Source organism: Brachybacterium tyrofermentans (assembly GCF_014897585.1).
Classification (GTDB): Bacteria; Actinomycetota; Actinomycetes; order Actinomycetales; family Dermabacteraceae; genus Brachybacterium; species Brachybacterium tyrofermentans.
Genome location: NZ_JABUXW010000040.1, coordinates 1 through 25,406, shown reverse-complemented (window position 1 = coordinate 25,406; position 25,406 = coordinate 1). Strand labels below are relative to the sequence as shown.

22 protein-coding genes and 1 pseudogene are annotated in these 25,406 nt (G+C 70.8%); 12 read left to right on the top strand and 11 right to left on the bottom strand.

Translation table 11 applies throughout. The annotated features are described in order from the left end of the window. The first annotated feature begins 582 nt into the window (after nt 1–582). Nucleotides 583–1,284, top strand: coding sequence for a hypothetical protein (locus INT49_RS19325; protein ID WP_193119380.1), 702 nt, complete (start codon nt 583–585; stop codon nt 1,282–1,284). 138 nt (nt 1,285–1,422) lie between these two features. Beyond that, entirely contained in the window at nt 1,423–2,985 is a 1,563-nt protein-coding gene (locus INT49_RS19320) for a sulfatase family protein (protein WP_193119379.1), read from the top strand. 45 nt (nt 2,986–3,030) lie between these two features. On the opposite strand, the gene INT49_RS19315 is transcribed toward INT49_RS19320, so the two are convergent. The 7 genes from INT49_RS19315 to INT49_RS19285 form a co-directional block, all read right to left on the bottom strand. Then, a complete protein-coding gene (locus INT49_RS19315; protein WP_193119378.1) occupies nt 3,031–3,579 on the bottom strand; it encodes a hypothetical protein in 549 nt (182 codons plus the stop codon). After that, complete coding sequence (locus tag INT49_RS19310; RefSeq protein ID WP_193119383.1) at nt 3,579–4,907, bottom strand: DUF58 domain-containing protein; 1,329 nt, start codon at nt 4,905–4,907, stop codon at nt 3,579–3,581. The genes INT49_RS19315 and INT49_RS19310 overlap by 1 nt, the downstream gene beginning before the upstream one ends. Nucleotides 4,908–4,912: 5 nt before the next feature. Continuing rightward, entirely contained in the window at nt 4,913–5,926 is a 1,014-nt protein-coding gene (locus INT49_RS19305; protein WP_193119377.1) for an AAA family ATPase, read from the bottom strand. Continuing rightward, nucleotides 5,923–6,453: a hypothetical protein gene (locus tag INT49_RS19300; protein WP_226851022.1), complete on the bottom strand. Its 531-nt coding sequence runs from the start codon at nt 6,451–6,453 to the stop codon at nt 5,923–5,925. The genes INT49_RS19305 and INT49_RS19300 overlap by 4 nt, the downstream gene beginning before the upstream one ends. Next, the gene (locus INT49_RS19295; RefSeq protein ID WP_193119376.1) at nt 6,450–7,154 is read right to left on the bottom strand and encodes a DUF4129 domain-containing protein; all 705 of its coding nucleotides are present in this window, start codon (nt 7,152–7,154) and stop codon (nt 6,450–6,452) included. The genes INT49_RS19300 and INT49_RS19295 overlap by 4 nt, the downstream gene beginning before the upstream one ends. A 50-nt stretch (nt 7,155–7,204) precedes the next feature. Next, entirely contained in the window at nt 7,205–8,521 is a 1,317-nt protein-coding gene (locus tag INT49_RS19290; protein ID WP_193119375.1) for a class I SAM-dependent methyltransferase, read from the bottom strand. Nucleotides 8,522–8,660: 139 nt separating this feature from the next. After that, the gene (locus tag INT49_RS19285) at nt 8,661–9,647 is read right to left on the bottom strand and encodes an NADP-dependent oxidoreductase (protein ID WP_193119374.1); all 987 of its coding nucleotides are present in this window, start codon (nt 9,645–9,647) and stop codon (nt 8,661–8,663) included. A gap of 131 nt (nt 9,648–9,778) precedes the next feature. Between INT49_RS19285 and INT49_RS19280 the strand changes: the two genes are divergently transcribed. Beyond that, on the top strand, nt 9,779–11,155 hold the full coding sequence (locus INT49_RS19280) for a molybdopterin molybdotransferase MoeA (RefSeq protein WP_193119373.1): 1,377 nt from the start codon (nt 9,779–9,781) through the stop codon (nt 11,153–11,155). A gap of 126 nt (nt 11,156–11,281) precedes the next feature. On the opposite strand, the gene INT49_RS19275 is transcribed toward INT49_RS19280, so the two are convergent. Further along, nucleotides 11,282–11,599, bottom strand: coding sequence for a hypothetical protein (locus INT49_RS19275; protein WP_193119372.1), 318 nt, complete (start codon nt 11,597–11,599; stop codon nt 11,282–11,284). Nucleotides 11,600–11,930: 331 nt separating this feature from the next. Between INT49_RS19275 and INT49_RS19270 the strand changes: the two genes are divergently transcribed. The 5 genes from INT49_RS19270 (at nt 11,931) to INT49_RS19250 (ending at nt 19,091) form a co-directional block, all read left to right on the top strand. Further along, a complete protein-coding gene (locus INT49_RS19270) occupies nt 11,931–12,923 on the top strand; it encodes an ABC transporter permease (protein WP_193119371.1) in 993 nt (330 codons plus the stop codon). Between the two features lie 4 nt (nt 12,924–12,927). Then, a complete protein-coding gene (locus tag INT49_RS19265; protein WP_193119370.1) occupies nt 12,928–13,944 on the top strand; it encodes an ABC transporter permease in 1,017 nt (338 codons plus the stop codon). 11 nt (nt 13,945–13,955) lie between these two features. Further along, nucleotides 13,956–15,725 (top strand): ABC transporter ATP-binding protein, encoded by a 1,770-nt coding sequence (locus tag INT49_RS19260; protein ID WP_193119369.1) that lies wholly within the window; start codon nt 13,956–13,958, stop codon nt 15,723–15,725. Between the two features lie 274 nt (nt 15,726–15,999). Next, nucleotides 16,000–17,730 (top strand): ABC transporter family substrate-binding protein, encoded by a 1,731-nt coding sequence (locus INT49_RS19255; RefSeq protein WP_193119368.1) that lies wholly within the window; start codon nt 16,000–16,002, stop codon nt 17,728–17,730. 176 nt (nt 17,731–17,906) lie between these two features. Then, nucleotides 17,907–19,091, top strand: coding sequence for a ThiF family adenylyltransferase (locus INT49_RS19250; RefSeq protein WP_193119367.1), 1,185 nt, complete (start codon nt 17,907–17,909; stop codon nt 19,089–19,091). Between the two features lie 23 nt (nt 19,092–19,114). Here the strand turns inward: INT49_RS19250 and INT49_RS19245 are convergent, their stop codons facing one another. Next, nucleotides 19,115–19,384: a MoaD/ThiS family protein gene (locus tag INT49_RS19245; RefSeq protein WP_193119366.1), complete on the bottom strand. Its 270-nt coding sequence runs from the start codon at nt 19,382–19,384 to the stop codon at nt 19,115–19,117. A gap of 12 nt (nt 19,385–19,396) precedes the next feature. Continuing rightward, nucleotides 19,397–20,497, bottom strand: a complete 1,101-nt coding sequence (gene moaA, locus INT49_RS19240) for a GTP 3',8-cyclase MoaA (RefSeq protein ID WP_193119365.1) — start codon at nt 20,495–20,497, stop codon at nt 19,397–19,399. A 262-nt stretch (nt 20,498–20,759) separates the two neighbouring features. Here moaA and INT49_RS19235 point away from each other — a divergent pair, with 262 nt between their 5' ends. The 4 genes and pseudogenes from INT49_RS19235 to INT49_RS19220 all read left to right on the top strand — a co-directional run bounded on the left by INT49_RS19235 (nt 20,760) and on the right by INT49_RS19220 (nt 24,780). Beyond that, a complete protein-coding gene (locus INT49_RS19235; protein ID WP_193119364.1) occupies nt 20,760–22,079 on the top strand; it encodes a molybdopterin molybdotransferase MoeA in 1,320 nt (439 codons plus the stop codon). Continuing rightward, a pseudogene (gene moaC, locus INT49_RS19230) lies at nt 22,076–22,561 on the top strand (cyclic pyranopterin monophosphate synthase MoaC); the annotation flags it as partial. The gene INT49_RS19235 and the pseudogene moaC, both read left to right, overlap by 4 nt. A gap of 143 nt (nt 22,562–22,704) precedes the next feature. Further along, nucleotides 22,705–23,832 (top strand): molybdenum cofactor biosynthesis protein MoaE, encoded by a 1,128-nt coding sequence (locus INT49_RS19225; RefSeq protein ID WP_226851020.1) that lies wholly within the window; start codon nt 22,705–22,707, stop codon nt 23,830–23,832. Nucleotides 23,833–23,880: 48 nt separating this feature from the next. Beyond that, nucleotides 23,881–24,780: a metallophosphoesterase family protein gene (locus tag INT49_RS19220; RefSeq protein ID WP_193119362.1), complete on the top strand. Its 900-nt coding sequence runs from the start codon at nt 23,881–23,883 to the stop codon at nt 24,778–24,780. A 116-nt stretch (nt 24,781–24,896) separates the two neighbouring features. On the opposite strand, the gene INT49_RS19215 is transcribed toward INT49_RS19220, so the two are convergent. Next, complete coding sequence (locus INT49_RS19215) at nt 24,897–25,067, bottom strand: hypothetical protein (RefSeq protein ID WP_193119361.1); 171 nt, start codon at nt 25,065–25,067, stop codon at nt 24,897–24,899. Nucleotides 25,068–25,406 lie beyond the last annotated feature (339 nt).

Below are 25,406 nucleotides of genomic sequence, written 5' to 3'. Positions count from 1 at the left end.
AACACCGGCAACGACGCCGGTCGCCCCCGCTCACAACCCCGATGAAACATCGAGGCTAAGGATGGGGTCGCCTGTTTCAAGGCGCTGACCCGCGAATCGAAATCGGCGAAGAGCTCGGGGGATGCTCGCGGAAAAGGGCAGATTATGGCGGATACGCTCGTCGAGCGGGTCACAGGGGCGACGAGCGTCGATGCTATTCCTGTCGAGGTCACTCTGCTCATGACAGATACGACGTTGCTCGGTGCGGAGAACAAGTCTGCGTGGATGGAGGGATTCCCGATCCCCGGTCGCGCGGCACGCGATATTGCGCTCGGAGTCGCCTCTGCGCCAGCAGAGGAACCCTTCAGGGCATCGGATCGTCCTGGTGCTCCTGGTGCTCCTGGTGCTCCTGTTACCGAGCACTCGTCGCAGACACCCTCCGATGAGTCGCCAGAGGATGTGTCACCACAGCACCAGGCGATTCTCGAAGCCGCCGCAGAACCGCCGAAGGGGCCACAAAGCCCGCCGTTCAGCGAACCGCACGTCGATTTCGCCTCCTCGCCACCGGAGCGAGATAGCGCCTCATCGCCACCGGAGCGACGCGTGCTCGAGGACGCGAAACGCTGGATCCGACGTCTGTACACCGACCCGCGCACCGGCGAGCTGACCGCAGCGGATCCTCGTCGGCGTCTGTTCCGTGGCGCTGTACGTCGATTCATCCTGCTGCGGGACCAGAGATGCCGCACGCCCTGGTGCGATGCCGCCATCCATGATCTCGATCACTCGACCAGATACTCCGAGGGCGGAGGGACCACCATCGACAACGGCATCGGGTACTGCCAGCGCTTCAACCTGGTCCGGGAGATCCCGGGCTGGGAGACCAGCATCGAGCCCGCCGAGGAGGGGAAGCCGGCACGCCTGATCATCGTCACCCCTGCCGGCCATCGGTACAGCTCGACCGCGCCAGCCCTGGTGGATCCGGAGCTCGTGGCGACCGGGCTCGGGACGAACGGACCCGCGGCGAACGGAAGGGGGCCGGACGGAGTCGGAGCCGACGGCACCACTGCGCATGACCCGTCCGAAGACGACACAGCTGCGGTCTGTTCTGCGGCGGACGCCTCTGCAGAAGACGGCGCGGTGCGCAGCGCTGGCACCACCGGTGACGACGGCACGGTGGAGGACATCTCCGGCGGCGACGCAACGGGCAACGAGAGTGCTGGCAAGAAGCCCGTGCGCGACGAGATCACGGGCAACCGGATCATGGGTGACGGGACCCCGGGCGACGCGGCCGCACGCGCGAGCTGATCGTCCGGCCTGACCCCTGACGTGCTCTGCCCGACCCAGACGCACCCGGTCAGGGCGCTGTTGCAGCGAAGTCCTAGTCCGTGTCCCACGACGTGCACGCTGCCTAGCCGCGATGCTCTCGCCTGGCAGAATAGAGAGATGGAGCCGAAGACGACACCGCAGAGCACGCCCGTACCCCATCGCACTGCGGAGGGCGGCGACGCCGGGTCCCCGGGCGGCACCCGCCCGAACATCGTCTTCATCCTCACCGACGACCACGCCGCGCACGCGATCAGCGCCTACTCCGGCCGGGTCAACAGCACGCCGAACCTTGATCGGATCGCAGCGCAGGGAGCCCGTCTCGACTCGCTGTACTGCACGAACTCCATCTGCACACCCAGTCGGGCGACGATCCTCTCGGGCACCTACTCGCACATCAACGGCGCCGCGACGATCTACTCCGGTTTCGACTACCGGGTGCGCACCTTCCCCCAGGTGCTCCACGACTGCGGATATCGCACCTCGCTGTTCGGCAAGTGGCATCTGGGCCACGAGGAGCGCAACGACCCCCAGGGCTTCGACGAGTGGCGGATCTACCGCGGCCAGGGGGAGTACAACGATCCGGTCATGTACGGCATCGACGCCGACGGCGAGCGGGTCGATGCCGTGGTCCCCGGCTATGCCACCGACACCGTCACCGATCTGGCCCTGGACTGGCTGGACCGCACGCAGGCCGAGGACCCGGAGTCGCCGTTCTGCCTGCTCCTGCACCACAAGGCTCCGCACCGCAACTGGATCCCGCACCCCCGCCACGCGGACCTCTATCCCCTGGAGACGATCCCGGAGCCGGACACCCTCTTCGACGATCACGCGACCATGAGCCGCGCGGTCCGCGAGGTCCGCATGAGCATCGCCGACGACCTCACCGAGAACGACCTCAAGCAGCCCCTGCCCCCGGAGCTCCAGGGCGCGGAGAACCGCGAGGCCCGCACCCGCCGCAACTACCAGATCTACATGCGCGACTACCTCCAGACCATCCAAGCCATCGACGACTCCACCGGGCGGGTGCTCGCCGAGCTGGAATCGCACGGCTTGGCGGAGAACACGATCGTCGTCTACACGTCGGACCAGGGCTTCTTCCTCGGTGACCACGGCTGGTTCGACAAGAGGCTGATGTTCGACCAGTCCCTGCAGATGCCGATGATGGTGCGCTGGCCCGCCACGATCCCCGCCGGAACGGTGATCGATGAGCTCGCCACCAATGTCGACCTCGCCGCCACCCTGCTCGACGCCTGCGGCATCGACCCCGAGGAGACCCTTCCCGATCAGCAGGGACGCAGCCTCCTCCCGCTGCTGGACGGCACGGCGGACGACACGACGCGCGCCACCTGGCCTGATGCGATGTACTACCGCTACTGGGAGCACGAGGACCCCTCGCACGATGCCCCGGCGCACTACGGCATCCGCACCGCCACCCACAAGCTGATCCACTACTACGGGGACGGAATGGGGGCGCCCGGGGCGTCCGACGCGATCCGCGAGGCCGAGTGGGAGATGTACGACCTGGTCGCGGACCCCGCCGAGCTCACCAACATCGTCGACGACCCGTCGCACGCCGGGATCCGTGCCGAGCTCGAGAGCAGACTGGCGGCGCTTCAGGACCAGGTGGGGGACAGACCGTACGAGGGCCCGGACACCCCGCGTCCCGAGTGGGGCCGGTGACCCGTCGGCCCTGCCGGTGACTCTCGTACGGGGCTGATGCCGCGCTCACGTCGAGCGCGGCATCACCGTCACGAACAGGCCGATCGCGCCGAGGATGCCGATCACGAGCATCCATGATCCGACGTGCACCCCGGACAGGGCGACGACGAGGAGTCCCGCGAGGACGCTGACCGCGAGCACCAGCAGCAGTCCGCGGCCGCCCAGGATCCAGGCCGACCGTTCGAACACCCCGTGCGCGGGGAGCATCGCGGCCAGGGCAAAGGCGACGTGCGACAGCAGCAGGGCGAGCCCCACTCCGGCTGCCCGCAGCAGCGACAGATCACCCTGCCCGGCGAGCGCGAGGATGATCGCCGCGGGAGCCAGCAGGCCGACGTCGCTGTCCGGGCGCAGAGCCTGCACCAGCAGGGATCCCGTCACGGCGAGCGTGATGATGCCGGTGCCGATGTGCACGAACAGCCCGCTCGGGAGGGTCCCGACCAGGGCGAGGAGCATCGCGGCGATGCCCACCAGGCGGAGCAGCCAGTGCGTGGCGCTGACCCTCCGCAGTCCCAGCAGGAACTCGGCGATCGGATCGATGAACGCTCCCAGCCGCATCAGGACCTCCTCATCCGCGGGGCGGTGCGCGCCGCAGAGAGCGACAGCAGCACGGGGGCGAGCGACGACGGGCCCTCCCAGGCGGTCACCGGGACTCCGGCCTCCCGCAGCTCACGGATGGTGGTCTCGCGCAGCAGCCGCCTCATCGCCCAGGCCTCGGGCCAGAACCGGTCCGGGGAGACGCCGTCGGCGCGCAGCGGCTTCCCGTTCAGCACGGAGACGTCACCGATGCTCGGGGGCAGGGTGTCCACGACGATCACGTCGGCCCCATACGCCACGAGCTCGCCGATCTGCGTGATCACCTCCGTGCGGAGCAGCGGCGAGCAGACCACCGTGAGGGTGCCGGCTCGCACGGCCCGCAGGCGTCGGGCGGGGCGGAGCTGGTCGTCGTCCCGGCCTGCGCGGGCGAGGGCGTCGGTCAGCACGCGCAGCTGCCGCGGGCCGGTGCCGGCGGGGACCGGACCGATCAGGTGACCGATGTCGAAGACGGAGACGCGATCGCCGGCGGTCAGATAGTGCCGCGCCACGGCGGAGGTCGCGCGGATGGTCATGTCCAGGCTGGTCGGATCCTCGCCGTCCGCCCACGGAGCGGGAGCGACATCCGCGATCGTGTCCGTGACGATGAGGACCTCGGTGTCCTGCTCGGTGAAGGTGGCATTGGTGTGGAGCTGACCGGTGCGCTGGGAAACCCGCCAGTTGATCCGGTGCAGCCGGTCGCCGGTGCGGAACGTGCGCACCTCGGAGAGCGCGGTGCCATCCCCGCGCCGTCGTGACAGATGCACTCCGCTGACGCCGATCGGCGTGGGCACCTCGACCGGGGCATCGAGCACTGTCGCCGACGGCACGACCTGCACGTCCGGGGCGGAGAGCTCCAGCTGGTCGCGGAAGGCCCCGAGCTGGTCGGTGACCAGCACGTGCACGGGGCCGACGCGGACCCGGCCCCAGCGCTGGGCGCTGAGGCGCAGCTGCAGATGTCCGTCGCCGGCGGTGGAGCCGTACCGCGGGGCGAAATCCGTCTGGGGCCGCATCGGGAAGGTCGCCGCCGTGAGCACCCCCGGCGCGGTGGCCAGCGAGATGATCGCGGAGCCGCCCTCCTCGAGGGTGCGTCGGCTCGCCTGGATCCGAGGGGGCGCCGACTCCTGCTCGGGGGGCGCCACGAGCCGCAGAGCGAGCGCGACCAGGGCCCAGACCAGCAGCGGGAGTCCGGCCAGGATCAGCGCGGGCTTCCCGACCAGCACGGCGAGGGCCATCGCGGCGCAGCCGACGATGGCCGCGCGCAGGAGAGCGGCCGTCGGGCGCCTCCGGGCTCCCGGGGCCGACGGAGGCATGGAGGTCACGCCGAGGCGCCCGAGGTCGCCATCGCGGCGGCGTCGACGGCGGCGGGGACCGGGACCTGGTCGAGCACGGACTCGACCACGCCGGCGCCGGTCGCGTTCTGCAGCCACAGCTCGGGCTTCACGGTCACGCGGTGATCGAGGGCGGGATGCGCGAGGGCCTTGATGTCCTCCGGGACCACATAGGTGCGCCCCCGGATCAGCGCGAGCGCGCGGGCGCAGGTGATCAGGGCGAGGGTGCCGCGGGGTGAGGCGCCGACCAGCGCGTGCTGGTGGCGGCGCGTCGCGGCGACCAGCTCGACCGCATAGTGGCCCACCGACTCCTCGACGTGCACGTCCTCCACGGCGGACTGCACGGCGAGCAGCCCCTGTGCGTCGAGCACCTCGGGAACGGCCTGCTCCTCGCGGCGCCGGTCGATGCGCCGGGAGACGACCTCCCACTCCTGCGCGGCCGTCGGATATCCGAAGGACAGCCGCAGCAGGAATCGGTCCAGCTGGGCCTCGGGCAGGGGATACGTGCCCTCGTGCTCGACGGGGTTGGCGGTGGCGAGCACGTGGAACGGCTGCGGGAGCGGCCTGGTGGTGCCCTCCACGGACACCTGACGCTCCTGCATCGCCTCGAGCAGTGCCGACTGCGTCTTGGGAGGCGTGCGGTTGATCTCGTCGGCCAGCAGCAGCCCGGTGAACACCGGGCCGGGGCGGAACACGAACTCGCCCGTGCGCTGGTCGAACACCTCGGCGCCGGTGAGGTCCGCAGGCAGCAGGTCGGGCGTGAACTGGGCGCGCTTGAAGGGCAGCCCGAGCGCCTGGGCGAAGGATCGCGCCGCGAGGGTCTTGCCGAGGCCGGGCAGGTCCTCGAGCAGCACATGGCCGCCGGCGAGGATCCCGGTCAGCACCAGCTCGAGGGATTCGCGTTTGCCGATCACGGCGCCCTCGACGGCGTCGAGCACGACCTTCGCAGCGGCGGTGGCGGCGGTGGCCTCGGCAGGTGGCATGGGGGTGGGCTGGTTCATCGGTCCCTCTCCTCGCCGGTGGCGAGTTCTCGGAGATAGCGGTGCAGGGCACGTCGGTCGATCGGGCCGACGGGATGGCTCTCCGCGTCGGTGTGGCGGGAGTCGGCGATGAGCCGGGTGAGCTTCTCGCTCAGAGGCGGGGCGGCGGGGTCCTGCGCTCGCTCGTCGGCGATGTCGCCGAGCGTGCGCGCGAGGCCGCGGGCGGTCATCCGACGGTTGGGCTGGGCGCCGTGGATCAGGTCCTCGAGGCGCCGCACGCGCATGTCCCGGGCATGGGGCAGCGCGTAATCGGCGTCGAGGTCCAGCTCGGGCGCGTGCAGGGGATCATCGCGGGTCGCCCCGCTCTGGGCCATCCACCAGATCGCGCCGATCGCCAGCCCCACGGCGACCGGCAGCGGCAGCGGGATCCGCATGCCCAGCAGCGACAGCAGGCCGACGATCGCGAGCGCGATGAGGACCCCGATCGCGAGGCGCACCAGCAGCCGGGTCATCGGGCTCTGGGGGAGCTGCGGGCGCGGGCGGGTCATCGGACCTGCCCGTCGGCCGGGGTCTCGACGTCGGCGGTCAACCGGTCCAGCAGACCGATGGCCTCGTCGCGGTCGGCTTCGCAGAGCGGCTCGGGGTCGAACAGCGCCCGACGGTAGAGGTGTGCGAGGCGGTCCAGGGAGGGCCGATCCAGCTCCAGGGTGCCGAGCACCTCGACGACGAACTCGAGGGTGGTGCGGGAGGGCAGGCGCCGGATCCCGGCCTCGGCGATCGCGTGCTCCAGGGCGAGCCAGGCCGCGATCACCGCATCGTGCGCGTCGACCACCGTGGAGAGGCTGGCGCGGGCGTCGTCCAGGGCGGCGCGTGCCTGGGCGGGCGTGAGCTCCTCGTCCGCGGTGGCCTCCGCCAGCTCCGGGGCGGGACGGGCCAGCTTCCGCATCCGGTACAGCACCCAGATGGCCACGGCCAGGAGGACCGTGCCGATCACGAGCAGAAGCACCAGCGGCCCGCCGCCGGACTGGCCGGAGTCGGGCTGCACGGGCTGCTGGAGACCGGTCGGCATCTCGATGTCCGGCACCTCCTGGGGCTCCTGGGTGCGTGGCGAGAACTCCCACTGGCCCGAGCCGTTGGAGGTGATGCCGGGGCCGCGGTCCGCGGCGGCGCCGAGGGTGACCAGCGCGAGTCCGGCCAGCGCCAGGACCAGCAGCAGGGTGGCCACGAGGCGGCGATGGGTGCGGGCCATTGCGGTGGAGTCCGGTGCGGTGGCGTCCGTCCCGGGGGAGTCGTCGGTGCTCAGGGCGCCTCCCCGGTCGTGGGTGCGCCGGGAGCGGGGCTGCCGTGGGGGGACGCGACGATGATCGACTGCTCCCCGGCGATCCGGGTGAGGATCAGCGTCGCGGACTCGTCGCCGAAGCGGCGCGGGCGCAGCTTGCGCCGCAGCTCCTCGGGCTCCACCGCGGTGCCGCGCTTCTTGATCTCGAGCACGCCGAGGTGGTGCTCGCGCAGGTAGGCGCCGAGTCGCTTGAGGCCGAAGGGCATCACATCGCGCACGGCGTATCCGCGGGCGAAGGGGGTGTCCACCCGCGCATCGCCGGTCAGATAGGCGATGGTCTCGTCCAGGGTATGAGCCTCGAGCTCCCGGGCGAGGCGGCCGATGAGGCCCGCGCGGATCACGGCGCCGTCCGGCTCGTAGACATGGGCGCCGAGCGGGCCGGGGAGGGGGTCGGCATCGACGCCGCCGTCGGAGCCCGTGCCGCCGGCGGAGCCCGCTGCGCGGTCCAGCCGGTGCGCGCCGGTGCGGTCGATGAGCACGGCCGAGGAGCTCACACCCTCGCGGGCGAGGGGCCCGAACCAGGCCGTGGCCTCGAGGACCTGCCCGTGGTAGGAGAGCCACTGGGTCTCGATGTCCCGTGGGAGCGCCGACCGGTCGATGCCGGGGCCGAGCTTCGCCCCGAGCGGGCCCACGCCGCCGTCGGTGCCGAGCCGACGGGCGAGCTCGAGCACGGCGGACAGCGGTGGCTCGTACTCCTCGGGGTCGTGGAGCCGGCGGGTCCCGCTGCGGGTCGGGGCGCGGCGGGCCGGGTCCAGCCAGATGCCCTCGGTGTCGGTCGGATCGTGCCCTTCGGCCTGCCCCAGGCGCACCGTGGCGGCGGGGAAGGATCGCAGGTTCATGGTGGCGACGGCGACCGCGAGGGGATCGCGGTCCACGGCGTGCACCTCGAGACCCAGCCCGGCCAGGGCCATGGCGTCGCCGCCGATGCCGCACCCCAGGTCGGCGACCGAGCGCACCCCGGCGCGCTGGAAGCGTTCGGCGTGCATCGCCGCGATCGGGAGCCGGGTGGCCTGCTCGAGGCCATGCGGGGTGAAGACCATGGAGGAGGCGAACTCGCCGAACTTGTCGACCGCCTTGGCGCGCAGGCGGGACTGGGTCATCACGGCGGAGACCAGCTCGGCGGGGTGGCCGGCGTCGCGAAGCTGGGCGCCCTGTCGCAGGGCGTCCTTCTCGCGATACGGGGGAAGGGAGTTCAGCAGTGCCCACCCGCTGCTCTGCAGGACGGGCTCGAGGGCGCGCACGCCGGCCTCGGAGCCGTCGGGGGAGGGGGAAGCCATGCGGGCCAGGCTACCCGGTGGACATGTGTCGGGCATCACGGGTCCGTGGGGCGGCCCTGTCGAGTGCGGATCGGGGTGCCGGGCACCCCGACGAGGCCCACGGATCAGGTGCGGGCGTCGAGCCGATCAGCCTGAGCGATCAGGCGCGGGCGTCGAGCACGAGCTTGCCGCGGGTGTGGCCGTCCTCGAGCAGGCTGTGGGCCTTGGCGATCTGGTCCAGCGGCAGCACCCGGGAGACCTCCAGCGGGTAGCGGCCCGCCCGGATCCCCTGCACCAGGCGGTCCAGACGGTCGCGCCCGGGCTTGATGCGGGGCACCTTCGCGTCGACGCCGCGCTCGTGCGCGGGGGTGAGGTCCGCCAGGGTGGGCAGCGTGACCAGCAGGCCGTTCTCGGCGATGTGGTCGAGACTGGGCAGGAAGGTCGAGTGGTAGTGGGTGTCCAGGACGACGTCCACCCCGCGGCCCTCGGTCGCCCGGCGCATCTCCGCCTCCCAGTCGCCGGTGTCGTACGGGACCGGGACGGCGCCCAGCTCGCGGATCCGCTCGGCGTTGGCCGCGCGGCCGGTGGCCCACACCTGCGAGGCGCCGGCCTCGAGCGCCATCGGGATCAGGAGCTGCCCCACGCCGCCGCTGCCGCCGTGCACGAGGACCGTCTGGCCCGGTTCGATACGAGCGGTGTCCTCGATGGTGGCGATCGCGGTCAGGCCCACCAGGGCCAGGCCCGCCCAGCGGGGGAGGTCCTCGTCGTCGATCTCGTCGGGGATGGGGGCGAGATCGTCGGCCCCGATCGCGATGAGCTCGGCGGCCACGCCGCGGGGGTCACCGGGGGCACGCATGCCGAACACGCGGGTGCCGGGCATGAGGCCGCGGGAGCCGAGCTCGGCATCGTCGAGGTCGCTGCCGGCGCTGACCACGGTGCCGGCCATCTCGCGGCCGGTGCCGGCGGGCAGCTGCAGGTCCCGGGACATCCCCGAGGAGCCGTCGCGCACCTTGTAGTCCAGGGGGTTCAGGCCCACATAGGAGACTCGGACCAGCACCTCATCGGGCTGCGGCTCCGGGGGAGCGGCATCGGAGTGGAGGGTCAGGACCTCGGGGCCGCCGAAGCGGTCGAAACGGATCTCGCGCATGCCCCCATTCTGCACCCCCGGGCTGGCCGATGGCAGGGTGCACCCTGCGATGTGGATGGGGGATCATGGTCGACGAGCACGGACAGCGCCGCCCGCCGGCAGTCCGCCGCAGAGACGCACCGAGGAGGATCATGACCGCCCCGCGCATGGACCTGTGGCAGTGGCGTGATCTCCTGCTCCAGGAGATCCACCTGCCGCCCACCGTCGTCGACACTCCGGTGCACGAGGCCGTGGGCTCGGTGCTGGCCGTGAGCCTTCGCAGCCCGGAGGACCTCCCGGCGGTGCCGCTCGCGGCGATGGACGGCTTCGCCGTGCGCCGTGCAGATCTGACGCCCGGCCCGTGCACCCTTCCGGTCAGCACCGAGATCGCCGCGCGTCCCGGGGCTCTCGCCGCCCTCAGGCCGGGGACCGCGGCCCGCATCATGACCGGCGCCCCCGTGCCGGAGGGTGCTGACGCCGTGGTCGAGGTCGAGGCCACGGACACCGATCCCTTCGGGCCGACGCCGCGCACGGTGTCCTTGCGGCTCGACGCCGTCCCGCCGCGGCAGCGGCACATCCGTCGGCCGGGCGAGGAGGTCGCGTGCGGGGAGGAGCTGGCCCTGGCCGGGGACCGCGTCGGCGCCGGGCTGGTGGGCCTGGTGCGGGCGCTGGGCCTGCGCGACCTGCCGATCCGACGCCCGCTGCGCGTCGCGATCGTCGTCACCGGGGACGAGCTCATGGGCGATTCCCCCCGCCGCGGAGCGATCAGCGCATCAGCCGACGGAATGGAGGGGGCGCCAGCCCCCGAACCCGAGGTCGGGCTGGTGCGCGAATCCAACGGCGCGATGCTGGGCGCCGCCCTCCACACCGACGGCGCCGAGGCCCGCGCGTTCCACAGCGGCGACGCCCATGAGCAGCTGCGGAGCACGCTCGAGGAAGCGGCCGAGCATCACGATCTGGTGCTGACCACGGGCGGCATCGGTCATGGCGCCTTCGACGTGGTCAAGACCCTGCTCGGCGAGAGGGGCACCGGCAGCTCTCGCTTCGAGCACATCGCCCTGCGCCCGGGCGGTCCTCAGGGGTACGGGCATCTTCCCGACGGCACTCCGGTGGTCCACCTGCCCGGTACGCCCGTCGGCGCTCTGGTGGGCTACCACCTGTTCGTGCGTCCCCTGCTGGCGGGAGCCGGGGCGGAGATGCGACGGGTGCTCCGGGGCGAGGCGACTCCGAGGGACGGAGCCGTGAATGGCCCGGCGTCGCACTCGAGCGCCGCGACGAGCAGATGGCGGCGGCCCGATCACGTGCACGCGATGCCGGGCCGTCTGCGTCGGGACGCGGAGGGGCGGGAGGTCGTGGATCTGCTGCCGGGCCGACGGCTCACGCCCTACGGACGGGCCGACGCCATCGTGCTGGATGGCGGGCCCGACCGGCCGGTCTCCGAGGGGGCTGACTCCGGCGGGGCTGTCGCCGACGGGCCGGTGTCCGACGACGGCGTCGAGGCGGCCACCGTGCTCGTGGTCCCGCTGTGAGCGCGTTCGGGGTGCGAACAGGGTGCCGGCACCGCGCTGAGCACCGAGCACCGAGCGTTGGGCACTGAGCGTTGAGCATGGGGCACTGAGAACCGGCCCGGGTACGGAGGAGTCAGCCCCGACGGGTCAGAGCTTTCGGAGGGGGTGCTTCTCCAGCTGACGGGTGCGCGCCCGGTCGCGGTCGCGTGCCTGAGTGCGGCGTGCGTGCCGACGCTGGATGACGGACCGCGCCCAGGACACGGTGATCACGGCCGAGGCGCCGAGCCCGAGCCCGAGCGCGAGGGCCGCGAGCCAGGGGCTGTAGAACCATCCGGCGACGGGGAACATCAGCAGCGCCACGAGGCCCACCGGCCAGGGGCCGATGTCGCGATGGCCGAGCAGATCGGCGGCGATGACGGCCGCCGCGACGCCGAGGGCGAGCACGAGAAGGTGCAGAAAGGTCACGATTCGAGCATAGCCGTGTGCCTGGCAGGTACCGGGCGGTCAGTTCGTGACAGAACAGTGGACGAGGAGGCGTTAAAGTGTCCACGTGTGAGCGGGGAGACCTGGAGCACACCACGACCAAGGGCAAGCACGTGCGCCGCTCCACGCCGATGTGGCCGGTGACGATGACCGCCCGGTGCGAAAGGCCTAGTACGAAAAGTCCAGTACGAAAGGCCCGGGACGAGGGAGCAGCTGGGAAGCAGGGTTCTCATGGCGTGCCCGGAAGTACGAGAAGTACGAGCAATACGAGAGGACAGCAGGGGAATGGCTGAACATGTGTTGAGGAGACAGCGTGATTAGGTTCGTCTCCCTGAGAGTGCTCACCTACGCGATCCTGGCGTTCGTCGCCACGAGCTTCGCGTACCTGCTGGCCGCTTCTCTGATGCATCCCGAGGAAGTGCTCTACCCGCCGATCGCGACGGAGCCGTTGCCTCCGGCGACCGCACAGATGTACCTCGACGTGCGCAACGTCAACCCGGACACCCCGCTCTTCGAGCGGTACGCCACCTGGCTCGGCGGCCTGGTCCGCGGTGACCTCGGTGTCACCACCGGAACCAACAAGTCGATGACCCCGGTCATCGACGAGCTGGGCACCCGCATCCCGATCAGCCTGCGCCTGGTGGTTCTCGGCACCGTGATCGGAACCAGCCTCGGCATCCTCCTGGGCATGATCGCCGCTGTGCGTCGCGACTCCCTCGGTGACCGTGCCTCCACGCTGCTGGCCTTCTTCGTGCTGTCGCTGCCCACCCCGGTGATCATCCTGATCGTGCAGCAGATCAACCAGGGGGTGATGGATACGACCGGGTGGGGGCTGCCGGCCATCAACCCGATCAACCCCCTGCTCGAACCAGGTTCGTGGGAATCGTTCACGTACCAGGTCAAGGCCCTGATCATGCCGACGATCGTGCTCGCGCTCACCGCGGCGGCGTCCTACTCGCGGTACATGAAGGTCACCACGCTCGACGTGCTGGGCAGCGACTACCTGCGCACCGCCCGAGCCAAGGGCCTGACCCGGGGTCGCGCGATGAACCGCCACGGCCTGCGGATGGCGCTGATCCCCATGGGGCAGTACTTCGCCTTCGCCGTCGGCGGCGCCTTCTCCGGCTCCCTGTTCGTGGAGCTGATGTTCAACTGGCAGGGCATCGGGCGTTTCGCGATCTCCGCGATCCAGATGGCCGATGTCAACGGGACCGCCGGCGTGGTCCTGTACAGCGCCATCCTGACCTTGCTCTCCGCGACCTTCGCAGACTTCCTGCAGGGTGCGCTCGACCCGAGGATCCGGTGAGACGATGACGAACCCCAACGACATCCGCGGGACCGGTGACGCGGCGAAGCTGCGCGAGACCACCGAGCCCGACGCGAACCCGGTCCTCGGCTCCGCCGTGGACGATCCGCAGCTCCGCGACGCGGAGCTGCCCGAGGACAGCGCTCCGGCACGGGAGTCCCTTGGCCGCGGCGAGCTCCTGCGTCGGCGGTTCCTGCGCAGCAAGAGCGCCTGGGTCGGCATGATCGTCTTCGCCCTGCTCGTCGTCATGGCGATCGTCGGCCCGATGATCTACCAGTACGGACCGTTCGAGCGCGATCTGCGCAATGCGCTCACCGGTCCGAGCGCGTACCACTGGTTCGGGGTGAACGAGAACGGCCTCGACATCTTTGCCCGCACCATGCAGGGCCTGCGGATCTCGCTCGTGATCGGCATCGGCACTGCGGTGCTCACGTCGTTCCTCGCCCTCGTGGTCGGGATCGTCGCGGGCTACATCAGCCACAAGGGGAAGTGGGGAGCGTTCGGTGACGGCGCACTGGTCAACTTGATCAACCTCTTCCTGGTGATCCCGTCGATCCTGCTGCTCATGCTGTTCAGCCCGGCGCTCCAGCGAGCATCATGGCTGTGGATGATCCCGCTGCTGGCGGGCTTCGCCTGGATGCTCACGGCCCGTGTTCTGCGTGCCATGACCCAGCAGCTGGTGCGCACCGAGTACGTGGAGGCCGCCCGCTTCATGGGCGTCAACCCGATCATCACGATGACGCGCCACATCATCCCCAACATCGCGAGCTGGATCATCATCGACACCACTCTCGGGGTCAGCGCCGCGATCCTGGGCGAGACCGGGCTGTCCTTCATCGGCTTCGGCATCCAGTACCCGCAGGTGTCGCTCGGCACCGTGCTGCAGGGCTACAACATCTCCGCGCCGTACACCTGGGTGCCTCCGGCGGCAGTCCTCGCCGCCCTGGTCATCTCCGTCAACCTGATGGGCGAGGCGCTGCGTGACGCCCTCGACCCGACCAGCGGCTCCAGCCGGCTCTGAGGGGAAATCGAATGTCTGAACCGATCCTGTCCGTCAGGGACCTGAGCGTCACGTTCCCGTCCGAGTACGGCACCGTCCGCGCCGTCCAGAACCTCTCCTACGAGGTGTACAAGGGAGAGGCCCTCGCCATCGTCGGGGAATCCGGCTCCGGCAAGTCCGTGAGCTCCCTCGCGGTGATGGGGCTGCTGCCGCGCACCGCCACCATCACCGGTGAGATCGAGATGCTCGGGCAGAAGGTCTTCACCTTGAACGACCGCCAGCTCTCGGCGCTGCGTGGCAACTCCGTCTCCATGGTCTTCCAGGACCCGCTGTCCGCCCTCACCCCCGTCTACCGGGTGGGCCAGCAGATCGCGGAGGTCGTGCGGATCCACCATCCTGAGGTCTCGGTCAAGCAGGCCGAGAAGCGGGCGGTCGAGCTGCTCGACGCCGTCGGCATCCCGGAGCCCGCACGGCGATCCAACCAGTACCCGCACGAATACTCCGGCGGCATGCGCCAGCGCGCGATGATCGCCATGGCGATCGCGAACGAGCCCGAGCTGATCATCGCCGATGAGCCGACCACGGCCCTCGACGTGACGATCCAGGCCCAGGTCATGGACCTGCTGAAGTCGGCCCAGGAGATGATCGGCGCGGCCACCGTGCTGATCACCCACGACATGGGTGTCGTGGCCGGTTTCGCCGATCGGGTCCTGGTCATGAAGGACTCCCGGATGGTCGAGACGGGCGGTGTCGACGACATCTTCTACCGACCGCAGGAGGAGTACACGCGCAATCTGCTGGCCGCCGTGCCTCGGGTGGACATCGCCGATGCCGAGGGATCCAAGAGCGTGGCGGGCACGGCGATGCGCAAGATCGCCGACGCCGTGGACGCCGACGCACCGGTGATCCCCCGCGAGGAGCGCCCCGCCGTGCTCGAGGTCGAGGACCTGGCCAAGGTGTACCCGATCACCAAGGGCGCGATCGTGCGCCGGAAGGTCGGCGAGCAGCGGGCGGTCGACGGGATCTCCTTCGACATCCGCGAAGGAGAGTGCCTCGCGCTGGTGGGGGAGTCCGGCTGCGGCAAGACCACCACGCTGATGGAGATCATGCAGCTGCGCACCCCGCAGGAGGGCGTGATCCGCATCGGAGGCACGGAGACCGGAGCCCTGACCCGCAAGGATCGGGCGGCTCTGCGCTCGGACATCACCATGGTGTTCCAGGACCCGATGGCCTCGCTCGACCCCCGGATGCCGATCGCTGACATCATCAAGGAGCCGATGCGCGTCCAGGGCTACAGCAAGGAGCGCATGGACGAGCGGGTGGACTGGCTGCTGAAGATGGTCGGGCTGCTGCCCGAGCACGCGGCACGCTTCCCCACGGAGTTCTCCGGCGGTCAGCGCCAGAGGGTCGGTGTGGCCCGTGCCCTGGCCTGCGATCCGAAGCTGATCGTGCTCGACGAACCGACCTCCGCCCTCGACGTGACGGTCCAGGCCGGCGTGCTGGCAATGCTCGCGGATCTGCGGGCCCGGCTCGGCGTGAGCTTCCTGTTCGTCTCGCACGACCTCTCCGTGGTGCGCCACATCTCGGACCGCATCGCGGTGATGCAGAAGGGGAAGATCGTCGAGCTGGGGGACACGGAGGACGTCTTTTCCGACCCTCAGCATGAATACAGCAGAGAACTCCTTGCCGCGGTGCCGATCCCGGATCCGGAGATCGCGCGTCAACGCCGACGCAACATCATCGATCGGTCCCGTTTCGAGCGAGCGGACAACACGGAGGTGGGACAGGAGAAAACTTCCTGACCTGCAGGGAGTGTGTGTGGAGGCATCGGCGTCGAGAGGCGTCGATGCTTTCGTGCGCGTACTGAGGAAAAGCCGTGGCACCGGTCGTGAATCGTTGTGTTGCGAACCGGTAACAGGGCATTGATGAACCTCTCTCGGAGAACCCTCCGGTGCCTAGACTGAACGCACCGCAGGCGAGGACGCGACCACGGTGGTCACTGTCAGAGATCGCTTGCCGGTCACGACCATCGAGCGGGCACGAAGATCTCGGAGCCCGCGGCTGAAGGAGAATCACATGCGTTTGACGAGGCGTTCGATGCTGGGGGCGACGGCTCTGACCGTCTCGATGACGGCTCTGGCTGCATGCAGCAAGGACCCGGGCACCGGTGGGGGCGGCTCCGGCGGGAGCGACGGGGGCGGCGGCGAGCAGATCGCCGCGGATGCGAACGACATCAACGCCAAGGAGCGTGACGAGCTCGGCGAGGGTGGCGTGCTGCGTCTCGCGAACAACGCGTTCCCGGCGAACTGGAACCCGTTCCACAGCGATGGCAACGAGGCGAACACCTCCGACATGCTGCGCGCGATCTTCCCGCTGGAGATCTGGACGTCGGACGCCGCCGGTGAAGTGATGCCGAATCCCCTCTACGCCAAGCGTCTCGAACTGTCCTCCGAGGATCCGCAGGTCATGGAGATCGAGCTCAACGAGGGATTGACGTGGTCGGATGGAGCCCCGATCGACTACAAGTCGATCGAGAACGTCTTCAAGACCATGGACGGGTCCAAGGAGGACTACGGCATCGCCTCGTCCGAGGGGTACAACAAGGTCGAGAAGATCGAGCAGGGTGACAGCGACCTCGTCGCCGTCATCACCTTCAAGGAGAAGTACGCCGACTGGATCGGCCTCGCGGCTGTCATGCCGGATTCCCTCGCGGAATCCGCGGATGCCTTCAACACGGGATGGCTGGACGAGCCCAAGGTCACTGCCGGTCCCTTCAAGATCGGCAAGATCGATGCCGGCAACAAGACGGTGCTTCTCGAGCCGGACGAGAATTGGGGCGGCGACAAGGCTCTGCTGCAGCAGGTCCTGTTCACCACCATCGAGGATCCGGCAGCGACGGCGACCAGTTTCCAGAACGGTCAGCTCGACGTCATCGAGACCACCGTCCCGGCCACCTACTCGGTCGTCGAGCCGATGATCGGCGACGGCGCCACCCTGCGGAAGGCCGCAGGCCCCAACTGGACCCACATCACCCTGAACGGTGCCGAGGGGCGGCCGCTCGCTGACCAGGCCGTGCGCCAGGCGATGTTCCGCGCCATCGACCGCGAAGAGGTCTTCCTCTCGGTCAACGCGACCATGCCGTACCCGAAGGACACTGAGTCGCTGAACAACCACCTCCTGATGACCAACCAGGAGGGGTACCAGGACAACTCGGGCGATCTGGGCTCCTACGATCCCGAAGCCGCCAAGAAGCTGCTCGAGGATGCCGGCTACACCATGGAGGGCGACAAGGCCACCAAGGACGGCAAGCCGATCGAGATCACCTACGTCTACAACGACGGCTCGAAGACGAACGAGGCCGTGGTCCCGGTCGTCCAGGAGCAGCTCGCCGCCGTGGGCATCACGATGAAGGTGCAGAAGGTTCCGCCGACAGACCTCTTCGCCAAGTACGTCATCCCCGGCGAGTTCGACCTGACCCTCTTCGGCTGGGTCGGCAACCCGTTCCTCTCCTCGGGTGACTCCATCTGGAAGTCGAAGGGCGAGCAGAACTTCGGCAAGGTCGGGGATGAGGAGACGGACAAGCTCATCGACCAGGCCGCTGTCGAGACCGATCCTGCGAAGCGCCTCGAGCAGATCAATGCGATCGACGCGAAGCTGTGGGAGCTCGCTGGAACCATCCCGCTGTGGCAGTCCTACGACTTCTTCGTGCAGAACGACGACCTCGCGAACTTCGGTGCATGGGGCTTCCAGCGCCCGGACTGGACGAAGATCGGCTACGTGAAGGGCTCGGCCAAGCTGGAAGGCTGACCCGACCCTGACCAGGAGGCCCCGAGCGGAGACGCTCGGGGCCTCCTGTGTGCCTGGTGCCTGGTGCCTGGTGCCTGGTGCCTGGTGCCTGGTGCCTGGTGTCGCGGTGCTTCGTGGCGATGGGCCGCGTCCCGTCGCTCTCCCACTCGGGGTGGCTGTGGGGGAGACTTGTCGGCATGACGCGTCATGAGCACAAGGCCTCCGGGCCTCCCCAGATCCGCGATCGCATGATCGAGGCGGCTCGGCTCGTCTCGACAGCGGCCGAGGAGCGGTACACGCGCCAGATGCGTCTGCCGCAGCTGGGCGAGCTGGGCCAGCGCCGGCTCGCGGCGGCGAAGGTCGCCGTGATCGGCGCCGGAGGCCTCGGCGCCCCGGTGCTGTCCTACCTGGCCGCAGCCGGCGTCGGCCGGATCACCGTGTTCGACCCGGACACGGTCGACGTCACGAACCTGCACCGCCAGGTCCTGTTCACCACGGCGGACGTCGGCCGCTCCAAGGCGGTCGCCGCCGCGGAGCATCTGCACGCCCAGAATCCCGAGGTCGCGGTGACGCCGGTGGTCGGCGTGGTCACCCCGGCCACGGCGCTCGAGCAGCTCGCCGGGCACGACCTGGTGCTCGACGGCACCGACAACTTCCCCACCCGCTATCTCGCCTCCGATGCCTGCGAGATCCTCGACCTGCCGCTGGTGTGGGGGTCGATCCTTGCCTTCTCCGGGCAGGTCAGCGTGTTCTGGGGAGCCGGTGGGCGCGGTGTGACCTACCGCGACGTGCACCCCGTGCCGCCGCGGCCCGGGGAGGTGCCCAGCTGCTCCGAGGCAGGCGTGCTCGGCATGCTGTGCGGGGTGATCGGCTCGAGCATGGCGATGGAGGCCGTGAAGGTGCTCGCCGGCATGGGCGACGTGCTCTTCGGCCGCCTCGCCCTCTACGACGCGCTGCGCGCCCGCTGGGACGAGATCCCGATCGCGCGCGATCCGCGGCGGGCCCCGGTCACGGAGATCGAAGATGTGATGCTCACCTGCGGGCTCCCGGGGCCGACGGGCCCGGCGACCGACGAGGTCGCCGTTGCGGATCTGCCCGGCCTGCTGGCGTCCGGGGTGCGGGTGATCGACATCCGGGAGCCCGCGGAGCTGGCGGACGGCATGGTGCGCGGCGCCGAGCGACTGCCGATGGGTGCGCTGCTGGCCGGAGCCGATGCATCGCTCGGGGGTGCTGTGCTCTACTGCGCCGCTGGTTCCCGTTCGGGCAGCGCCCAGCGATCGCTCGCCGAGCGCGGTATCCGGGTGAGGTCGCTGCGAGGTGGGTTCGCCGCCGTGGTGGGCGAGTCCGGTGCCGTGGTGGAGGTCGTGAGAGCAGAGGATTGATCTTGGCTCAGGGGTTTCCGTGATCAGCCGCCGGCGAAGGGCGGCAGCACGTCGAGCCGGTCTCCGTCGTGCAGCTCCTGATCGCGGTCGGTGCAGGCCACGGCGTTGACGAGGATGCTGGAGCGGTCGATCACGCGGGCGGCGTCGGGGGCGGCGCTGCGCAGGAGATCCGCGAGCGCCTCGCGCACGGACCCGCCCTGCACGGTCGCGGCGTCGGCCCCGTATTCAGCGGCGGCGCCGGCGAACAGGCGCACGGTGAGGGTGGGGGCGGGGGTGGAGTCGTCGTGGGTCATGGCTCTCCTGTCTCAGCCGCCGATCGCGCTCATGGGGCGGTCGGGCTGGACGAAGTCGTCGCGGTCCATGCCGTGGCCGGCCTTCTTGCCCCACTGGGCGGCGCGCCAGATCTGCGCGATGTGCTCGTCGTCGGCCCCGGAGCGCAGGGCGCCCCGCAGGTCGGTCTCCTCGCGGGAGAACAGGCAGGTGCGCACGCGGCCCTCGGCCGTGAGCCGGGTGCGGCGGCAGTCCGCGCAGAACGGCCGCGTCACCGAGGCGATGATCCCGACCCGGCCGCGATGGAGGCCGGAGATGCGGTCCTCGACCTCGAACAGCTCGGCGGGGGCGCCGTTGCGGTCCTCGGCGACCGGCGTGAGCGTGTAGCGGTCGGCGAGCATCGAGTGGACGTCGGACGCGGAGATCATCGTGCCGCGGTCCCAGATGTGGTCCGCATCCAGGGGCATCTGCTCGATGACGCGCAGCTGCAGCTCACGGGTCAGGCACCAGTCCAGGAGATCCGGGAGCTCGTGGTCGTTGACGCCGGGCAGCAGCACCGCATTGACCTTGATCGGGTCCAGGCCCGCCTCGCGGGCGCCCTCGACCCCGGCCAGCACGCGGTGCAGCAGGGGGCGGCGGCTGAGGCGCTCGAAGGTCTCGGAGACCACGGAGTCCAGGGATACGTTGATGCGGTCCAGGCCGGCATCGCGCAGTCGCGCGGCGCGGTGGTCGAGGCCGATCGCGTTGGTGGTCAGCGAGATGTCCGGACGCTGGGGGAGCGCGGCGACTCCGGCGATGATCTCCTCGAGGTCCGGTCGGGTCAGCGGCTCGCCGCCGGTGAAGCGCACCTGCTCGATGCCCAGGCGCTCCACACCGATCCGTACCAGGCGCACCACCTCGTCGACGCTGAGCATCTGCTCCTTGTTCAGGAACGTGAGGCCGGAAGCGGGCATGCAGTAGGTGCAGCGCAGGTTGCAGAAGTCGGTGAGGGAGAAGCGCAGATCTGTGGCCTCGCGGCCGAAGCGGTCGGCGAGGGCCGGGGTCGCGGGGCGGTCCGAGGTGTCCGGGAGCGCGGTGGTGGTCTCGTCCGTGGTGCGCAGCTTGGGGATGCCCAGGCCGATGCGTCGTGATGCCATGGTGCCGCCTCCTCTCGCGATGGTCCGGCGGAGCCGGGGAGCGGCCGCCGCGATGCAGCAGGAATGCTCCCGCCCGTCCCAGGATAGGCGTCTTCCCCGGGAAGGGGCCGGGACGTCGGCCCGAGGGTCTGTTCGGCGCGGGTCTGTTCGGTGAGTGCCCCGTCGGCGGCGGTCCTTCCGGCCTGGTCGCCCGACGCGCCTATCCTGGACGGGGCCGCGGACGTCGTCGGCCCGTACCTCGCCCGACGGGAGACCTCACACGATGGCCGGTGCCGAGCGCATCCCCCTGACCGATCACGTGGCCGACGCGATCGCGCTGCTCGCCGACGTGCGCCACGGCGACGTGGTGCCCCTGGACGGTGGGGCCGTGGGCCGGGTGGCCCGCGGCGATGACCGGGCGCGGGTCGACGTCCCCGGCGTCGACAACTCCCAGATGGACGGATACGCCCTCGCGAGCGCCGATCTCCGTGCGGCCCTCGGCACGGAGGACTCCGGCCCCGCCGCGGGAGCTCAGGCGCTGACCCTGCCGCTGGGCCCCACGATCGCCGCGGGGGACGCCCCTGGGACCCTCGCCCCGGGCAGCGCCCGACCGATCATGACCGGCGCGCCGATCCCGGACGGCGCCGACCTCGTGATCCCGGTGGAGGAGAGCGCCGAGGGCCGCTTCGCCTCGGCCCTCGTCGCGGACTCGGGTGCTGCCCAGTCAGAGTTCGCTGAGCGGGCCGTGACGCTGACGCCCCTCTCGGACGAGCCCGGGCGCTTCGTGCGCCGGCGCGGATCGGACACCCTGCGCGGGGACACCGTGCTGCGCGCCGGGCAGGTGCTGACCCCCGCGCGGATCGCCCATCTCGCCGCCTGCGGGCTCGGCGATGTGGAGGTCGAGGCGCGGCTGCGGGTGATCGTGCTGTCCACCGGCAGCGAGGTCGCCGGACCGGACGCCGCCCCCGTCGACGGCGGGGTGTTCGATGCGAACGGTCCCGGCCTGGCCGCCGCCCTCCGCGCGGCCGGGGCCGACGTGGTCGCCCGCGCCACCGTGCCCGACGACGCCGCCGCACTGGTGGACCAGCTGCGGGAACTCGTCGCAGAGCACGACGCGGACCTCGTGGTGACCAGCGGGGGAGTGAGCGCCGGGGCCTTCGAGGTGGTGCGCCACGCCGCCGCCGGCACCGGCGTGACGATGGCCTTCCCGAAGGTCGCGCTGCAGCCGGGCGGACCGCAGGGCATCGGCACCCTCGACCTGCCCGGCCGTCGGGTGCCCTGGCTCGCCTTCCCCGGCAACCCCGTCTCCGCGCTGATCAGCTGCGAGCTCATCGCCCGTCCCGCGCTCGGGGCGCCGCCCCGCACACGGCTGCGGCTGCCGGTGCAGCTCGAGGCGGAGGATTCCTCGCCGCCCGCCCTCGAGCAGTACCGGCGGGCGCGGCTGCTGCCCTCGGGACGGGTGCGCCTGATCGGCGGCGCGTCCTCCCATCTGATCGGGAGCTTCGCCGCCGCCGATGCGCTCGTGATCGTCCCCGCCGGGATCGACGTCGTGCGCGACGGCGACACCCTGGAGACCCTGCTGATCCCTGGAGGAGAGTCATGAGCGACGCTGCAAGCATCCCCGTCGGCCTGTCCCATGTGCGGGCCGACGGCTCCGCCCACATGGTCGACGTGACCGACAAATCCGTCACCTCCCGCGAGGCGACTGCCCGCGGCGTGCTGCGCACCCGCGCGGATGTCGTCGACCGCATCGCCCGCGGAGACCTGCCCAAGGGGGAGGCTCTCGCGACCGCCCGCATCGCCGGGATCATGGGCGCCAAGCGCACCAGCGATCTCGTGCCGATGTGCCATCCGCTGCCGCTGAGCGGGGTCGAGCTCGACCTCGCACCGCAGGGGGACCGGGTGGAGATCACGGCGCGCGTGCGCACCCAGGGCGTCACCGGCGTCGAGATGGAGGCGCTCACCGCGGTCACCGTCGCGGCGCTGACCCTGTTCGACATGATCAAGGCCGTGGATCACCTGGCCGTGATCGACGGCGTGCAGGTGCTCGCGAAGTCCGGCGGCAAGAGCGGGGACTGGACCCGCGAGAGCGAGATCGCCGGGACGGCGCGCATCGCATCGGAAAGGGAAACCGCAGACCAGAAGCGGACGACACGAGAGCTGACAGCACAGGAACCGACAGCGCACGAGCCCACAGCACACGAGCCCACAGCACAGGAGCCGACATCATGAGGACGATCCCGGCCCGACGCGACGATTCCGACTGCCAGGTCAGCGAGGACCCGTCGGCCCCGCTCGCACTGCGCGGCACCGCGCGGGTGCTCATCGCCTCCACGCGCGCGGCCGACGGCACTTACGAGGACCGCACCGGTCCGCTGCTCGTGGACTGGCTGCGCGGGCGGGGTCTCGACCAGGTCGAGAAGCGCGTGGTCGCCGACGGGCCCGACGTGGGCGCGGCGCTGCGCGAGGCGATCGACGCAGGGATCGACATCGTCATCACCTCCGGCGGCACCGGCGTCAGCCCCACCGACGTCACCCCCGAGCAGACCGCCCCGGTGCTGACCCGGGAGATGCCCGGCGTGCTCGAGGCCGTACGTCGACGGGGCGCCGAGAAGACCGCCACCTCCCTGCTCAGCCGCGGTCTGGCCGGGATGGCCGGGGACAGCTTCGTGGTGAACCTGCCCGGCTCGCGCGGCGGGGTGAAGGACGGGATCGCCGTGCTCGATCCGATCCTCGACCACCTCCTGGACCAGCGCGACGGGGGAGGGCATCCGGAGCAGGAGCAGGCTGGGCCCGGGCATCAGCAGGATGAGCGGGCTGCTGCGGGGTCTGCCTCCGCACCGACCGTCGATGCCAGCCGCGGCGCGACGCCCTTCGGGGGGCCGCTCGAGGAGCTGCGGATCCCTGGGGACCCCGAGATGGGGCCGGCTCAGGAGCGCGTCCTGGTCGCCTCCGTGGGTGAGGACGCGGTCTCCGTGGCCGCCCTGATCGAGGCGGTGGAAGACCCCCGCTGCGGCGCCGTCGTCACCTTCGACGGCGTGGTGCGCGACCACGACGGCGGCCGCGGCGTCGAGCGCCTGGAATACACCGCGCACCCCGGCGCGGCCGACGTGATGGCCGAGGTGGCGCGTGAGATCGCCGAGCGCTACCCGGACACGCTGGTCGCCGTCGCGCACCGCTACGGACCGCTGGAGATCGGGGACAGCGCCCTGGCGTGCGCCGTCGCGGCCCCGCACCGCAAGCAGGCCTTCGTGGCCTGCGACGATCTCGTGGACACCGTCAAGCAGCGTCTGCCGATCTGGAAGCACCAGCACTTCGAGGACGGCGAGGACGAATGGGTGGGCGCACTCGGGTGATCGGGTGCTGGACACCCTCCCGTCACCTGCGATGGCTACGGTGAACGCATGCGCATCCTCCACCTCAGCGACACCCACCTCTATGGCGATCCAGCCGCCCGTCACTACGACCGCATCGACACCACGGCGGCGCTGCGCGGGCTGCTCGAGCGCTTCGACGCGGTCACGGGCCTCGATGCGATCGTCCACACCGGCGACGTCTCCGAGGACGGCACCGCGGAGAGCTACAGCCTGCTCCACGAGATCCTCGAGCCCTTCGCCGCCGCGAAGGACGCGACCCTCGCCGTGGTGATGGGCAACCACGACGTCTCCGCGACCTATGGGGAGACCATCGCGCTCGGCGATCGGGGCACCTCCGTGCAGGACAGGGTGGTCGCGGTGCCCGGCGGCGGCCGCATCGTGGTGCTCGACTCCAGCGTCCCCGGAGCGGGCTACGGGCATCTCGAGCCCGAGCAGCTGACCTGGCTCGGCGAGGTGCTCGCGGGGCCGGCCCAGGGCGCGCCCGGTGAGAGGGATGCGGCCGCAGGAGAACCAGCCACGGGCGGAACGGTGCTCGCGATCCATCATCCGCCGCTGGTCGGGGCGACCAAGCTGCTGCGCGGGCTGGATCTCGACGGGCTCGACGAGCTCGCGGGCGTCCTCGAGGGGACCGACGTGCGGATCGTGCTGTCCGGGCACTACCACCACGAGATGACCGGCGCCATCGCCGGGATCCCGGTGCACGTGGTCCCGGGCATCACCAATGTGGTCGACCCCGTGACGTCAGGGGACCGCGAGCAGTCTCGAGCCCAGTCCGGTGCGAGCCTCATCGAGATCGGCCAGGGCGCGCCCCGCGTGGTGACGTCGGTGTTCCCCAACCTCGGGGACGACCTGGACGATGCGGAGATCCCGGTCTACGACTTCGGGCCAGAGCAGGTCACGGCGATCGTCGAGGCCGCCGGGCGCTGACGCTGGTCGCCGGCTCCGAGCGCCGACGCTGGCTCCGAGCGCTGACACCGGGTCTGGGAACGACGAAGCCCCTGCGGATCATCTCCGCAGGGGCTTCGTGATGCAGTGGGGACGGCTCAGTAGCCGAAGCCGTAGGGACGCACGCCCTGGGTGCTGAGGGGGGTCGTGACGGTCGGGGTGCTCGCGGAGTTGCCGTGGCGGGCGGCGCCGGACTCGACGATGTCCTGCGCGACGCGGGAATCGGAGCGGCGGCGGAGCGCGGCGGTGAGGGTGCGGAAGATAGCCATGGTGGGGGCTCCTGTGGTTCGGAGGGGGAGAGGACCGCGCCCTGGATCGCAGGTGCCGCAGCCGGTTCGATACCCCCATATCTATCACCGCGCCGACGCCCGGTCACGCCCTCGGAGGGCACTCATTGCCAGGGTCACAATAAAGGTGTGACCTGGTGCGCATCAGCAAAATGTGCAGGACTCGTGCCGGTCGGTGCCGGTGGGTGCAGAGGCGCTCAGGTGGACGGCTCCTTCGCAGTCAGAGCGAGTCGGCTGGCGCTCAGAGCGAGCCGACTGGATGGTTCGCAGGAGCAGGAGCAGGAGCAGGAGCAGGAGCAGGAGCAGGAGCAGGAGCAGGAG

Bases quoted from the DNA above. Each gene is read 5' to 3' on its own strand.
- INT49_RS19320 (WP_193119379.1), top strand. From the start codon at position 1,423: ATGGAGCCGAAGACGACACCGCAGAGCACGCCCGTACCCCATCGCACT.
- INT49_RS19315 (WP_193119378.1), bottom strand. From the start codon at position 3,579: ATGCGGCTGGGAGCGTTCATCGATCCGATCGCCGAGTTCCTGCTGGGA.
- INT49_RS19310 (WP_193119383.1), bottom strand. From the start codon at position 4,907: ATGCCTCCGTCGGCCCCGGGAGCCCGGAGGCGCCCGACGGCCGCTCTC.
- INT49_RS19305 (WP_193119377.1), bottom strand. From the start codon at position 5,926: ATGAACCAGCCCACCCCCATGCCACCTGCCGAGGCCACCGCCGCCACC.
- INT49_RS19300 (WP_226851022.1), bottom strand. From the start codon at position 6,453: ATGACCCGCCCGCGCCCGCAGCTCCCCCAGAGCCCGATGACCCGGCTG.
- INT49_RS19295 (WP_193119376.1), bottom strand. From the start codon at position 7,154: ATGGCCCGCACCCATCGCCGCCTCGTGGCCACCCTGCTGCTGGTCCTG.
- INT49_RS19290 (WP_193119375.1), bottom strand. From the start codon at position 8,521: ATGGCTTCCCCCTCCCCCGACGGCTCCGAGGCCGGCGTGCGCGCCCTC.
- INT49_RS19285 (WP_193119374.1), bottom strand. From the start codon at position 9,647: ATGCGCGAGATCCGTTTCGACCGCTTCGGCGGCCCCGAGGTCCTGACC.
- INT49_RS19280 (WP_193119373.1), top strand. From the start codon at position 9,779: ATGACCGCCCCGCGCATGGACCTGTGGCAGTGGCGTGATCTCCTGCTC.
- INT49_RS19265 (WP_193119370.1), top strand. From the start codon at position 12,928: ATGACGAACCCCAACGACATCCGCGGGACCGGTGACGCGGCGAAGCTG.
- INT49_RS19260 (WP_193119369.1), top strand. From the start codon at position 13,956: ATGTCTGAACCGATCCTGTCCGTCAGGGACCTGAGCGTCACGTTCCCG.
- INT49_RS19255 (WP_193119368.1), top strand. From the start codon at position 16,000: ATGCGTTTGACGAGGCGTTCGATGCTGGGGGCGACGGCTCTGACCGTC.
- INT49_RS19250 (WP_193119367.1), top strand. From the start codon at position 17,907: ATGACGCGTCATGAGCACAAGGCCTCCGGGCCTCCCCAGATCCGCGAT.
- INT49_RS19245 (WP_193119366.1), bottom strand. From the start codon at position 19,384: ATGACCCACGACGACTCCACCCCCGCCCCCACCCTCACCGTGCGCCTG.
- moaA (WP_193119365.1), bottom strand. From the start codon at position 20,497: ATGGCATCACGACGCATCGGCCTGGGCATCCCCAAGCTGCGCACCACG.
- INT49_RS19235 (WP_193119364.1), top strand. From the start codon at position 20,760: ATGGCCGGTGCCGAGCGCATCCCCCTGACCGATCACGTGGCCGACGCG.
- INT49_RS19225 (WP_226851020.1), top strand. From the start codon at position 22,705: ATGAGGACGATCCCGGCCCGACGCGACGATTCCGACTGCCAGGTCAGC.
- INT49_RS19220 (WP_193119362.1), top strand. From the start codon at position 23,881: ATGCGCATCCTCCACCTCAGCGACACCCACCTCTATGGCGATCCAGCC.
- INT49_RS19215 (WP_193119361.1), bottom strand. From the start codon at position 25,067: ATGGCTATCTTCCGCACCCTCACCGCCGCGCTCCGCCGCCGCTCCGAT.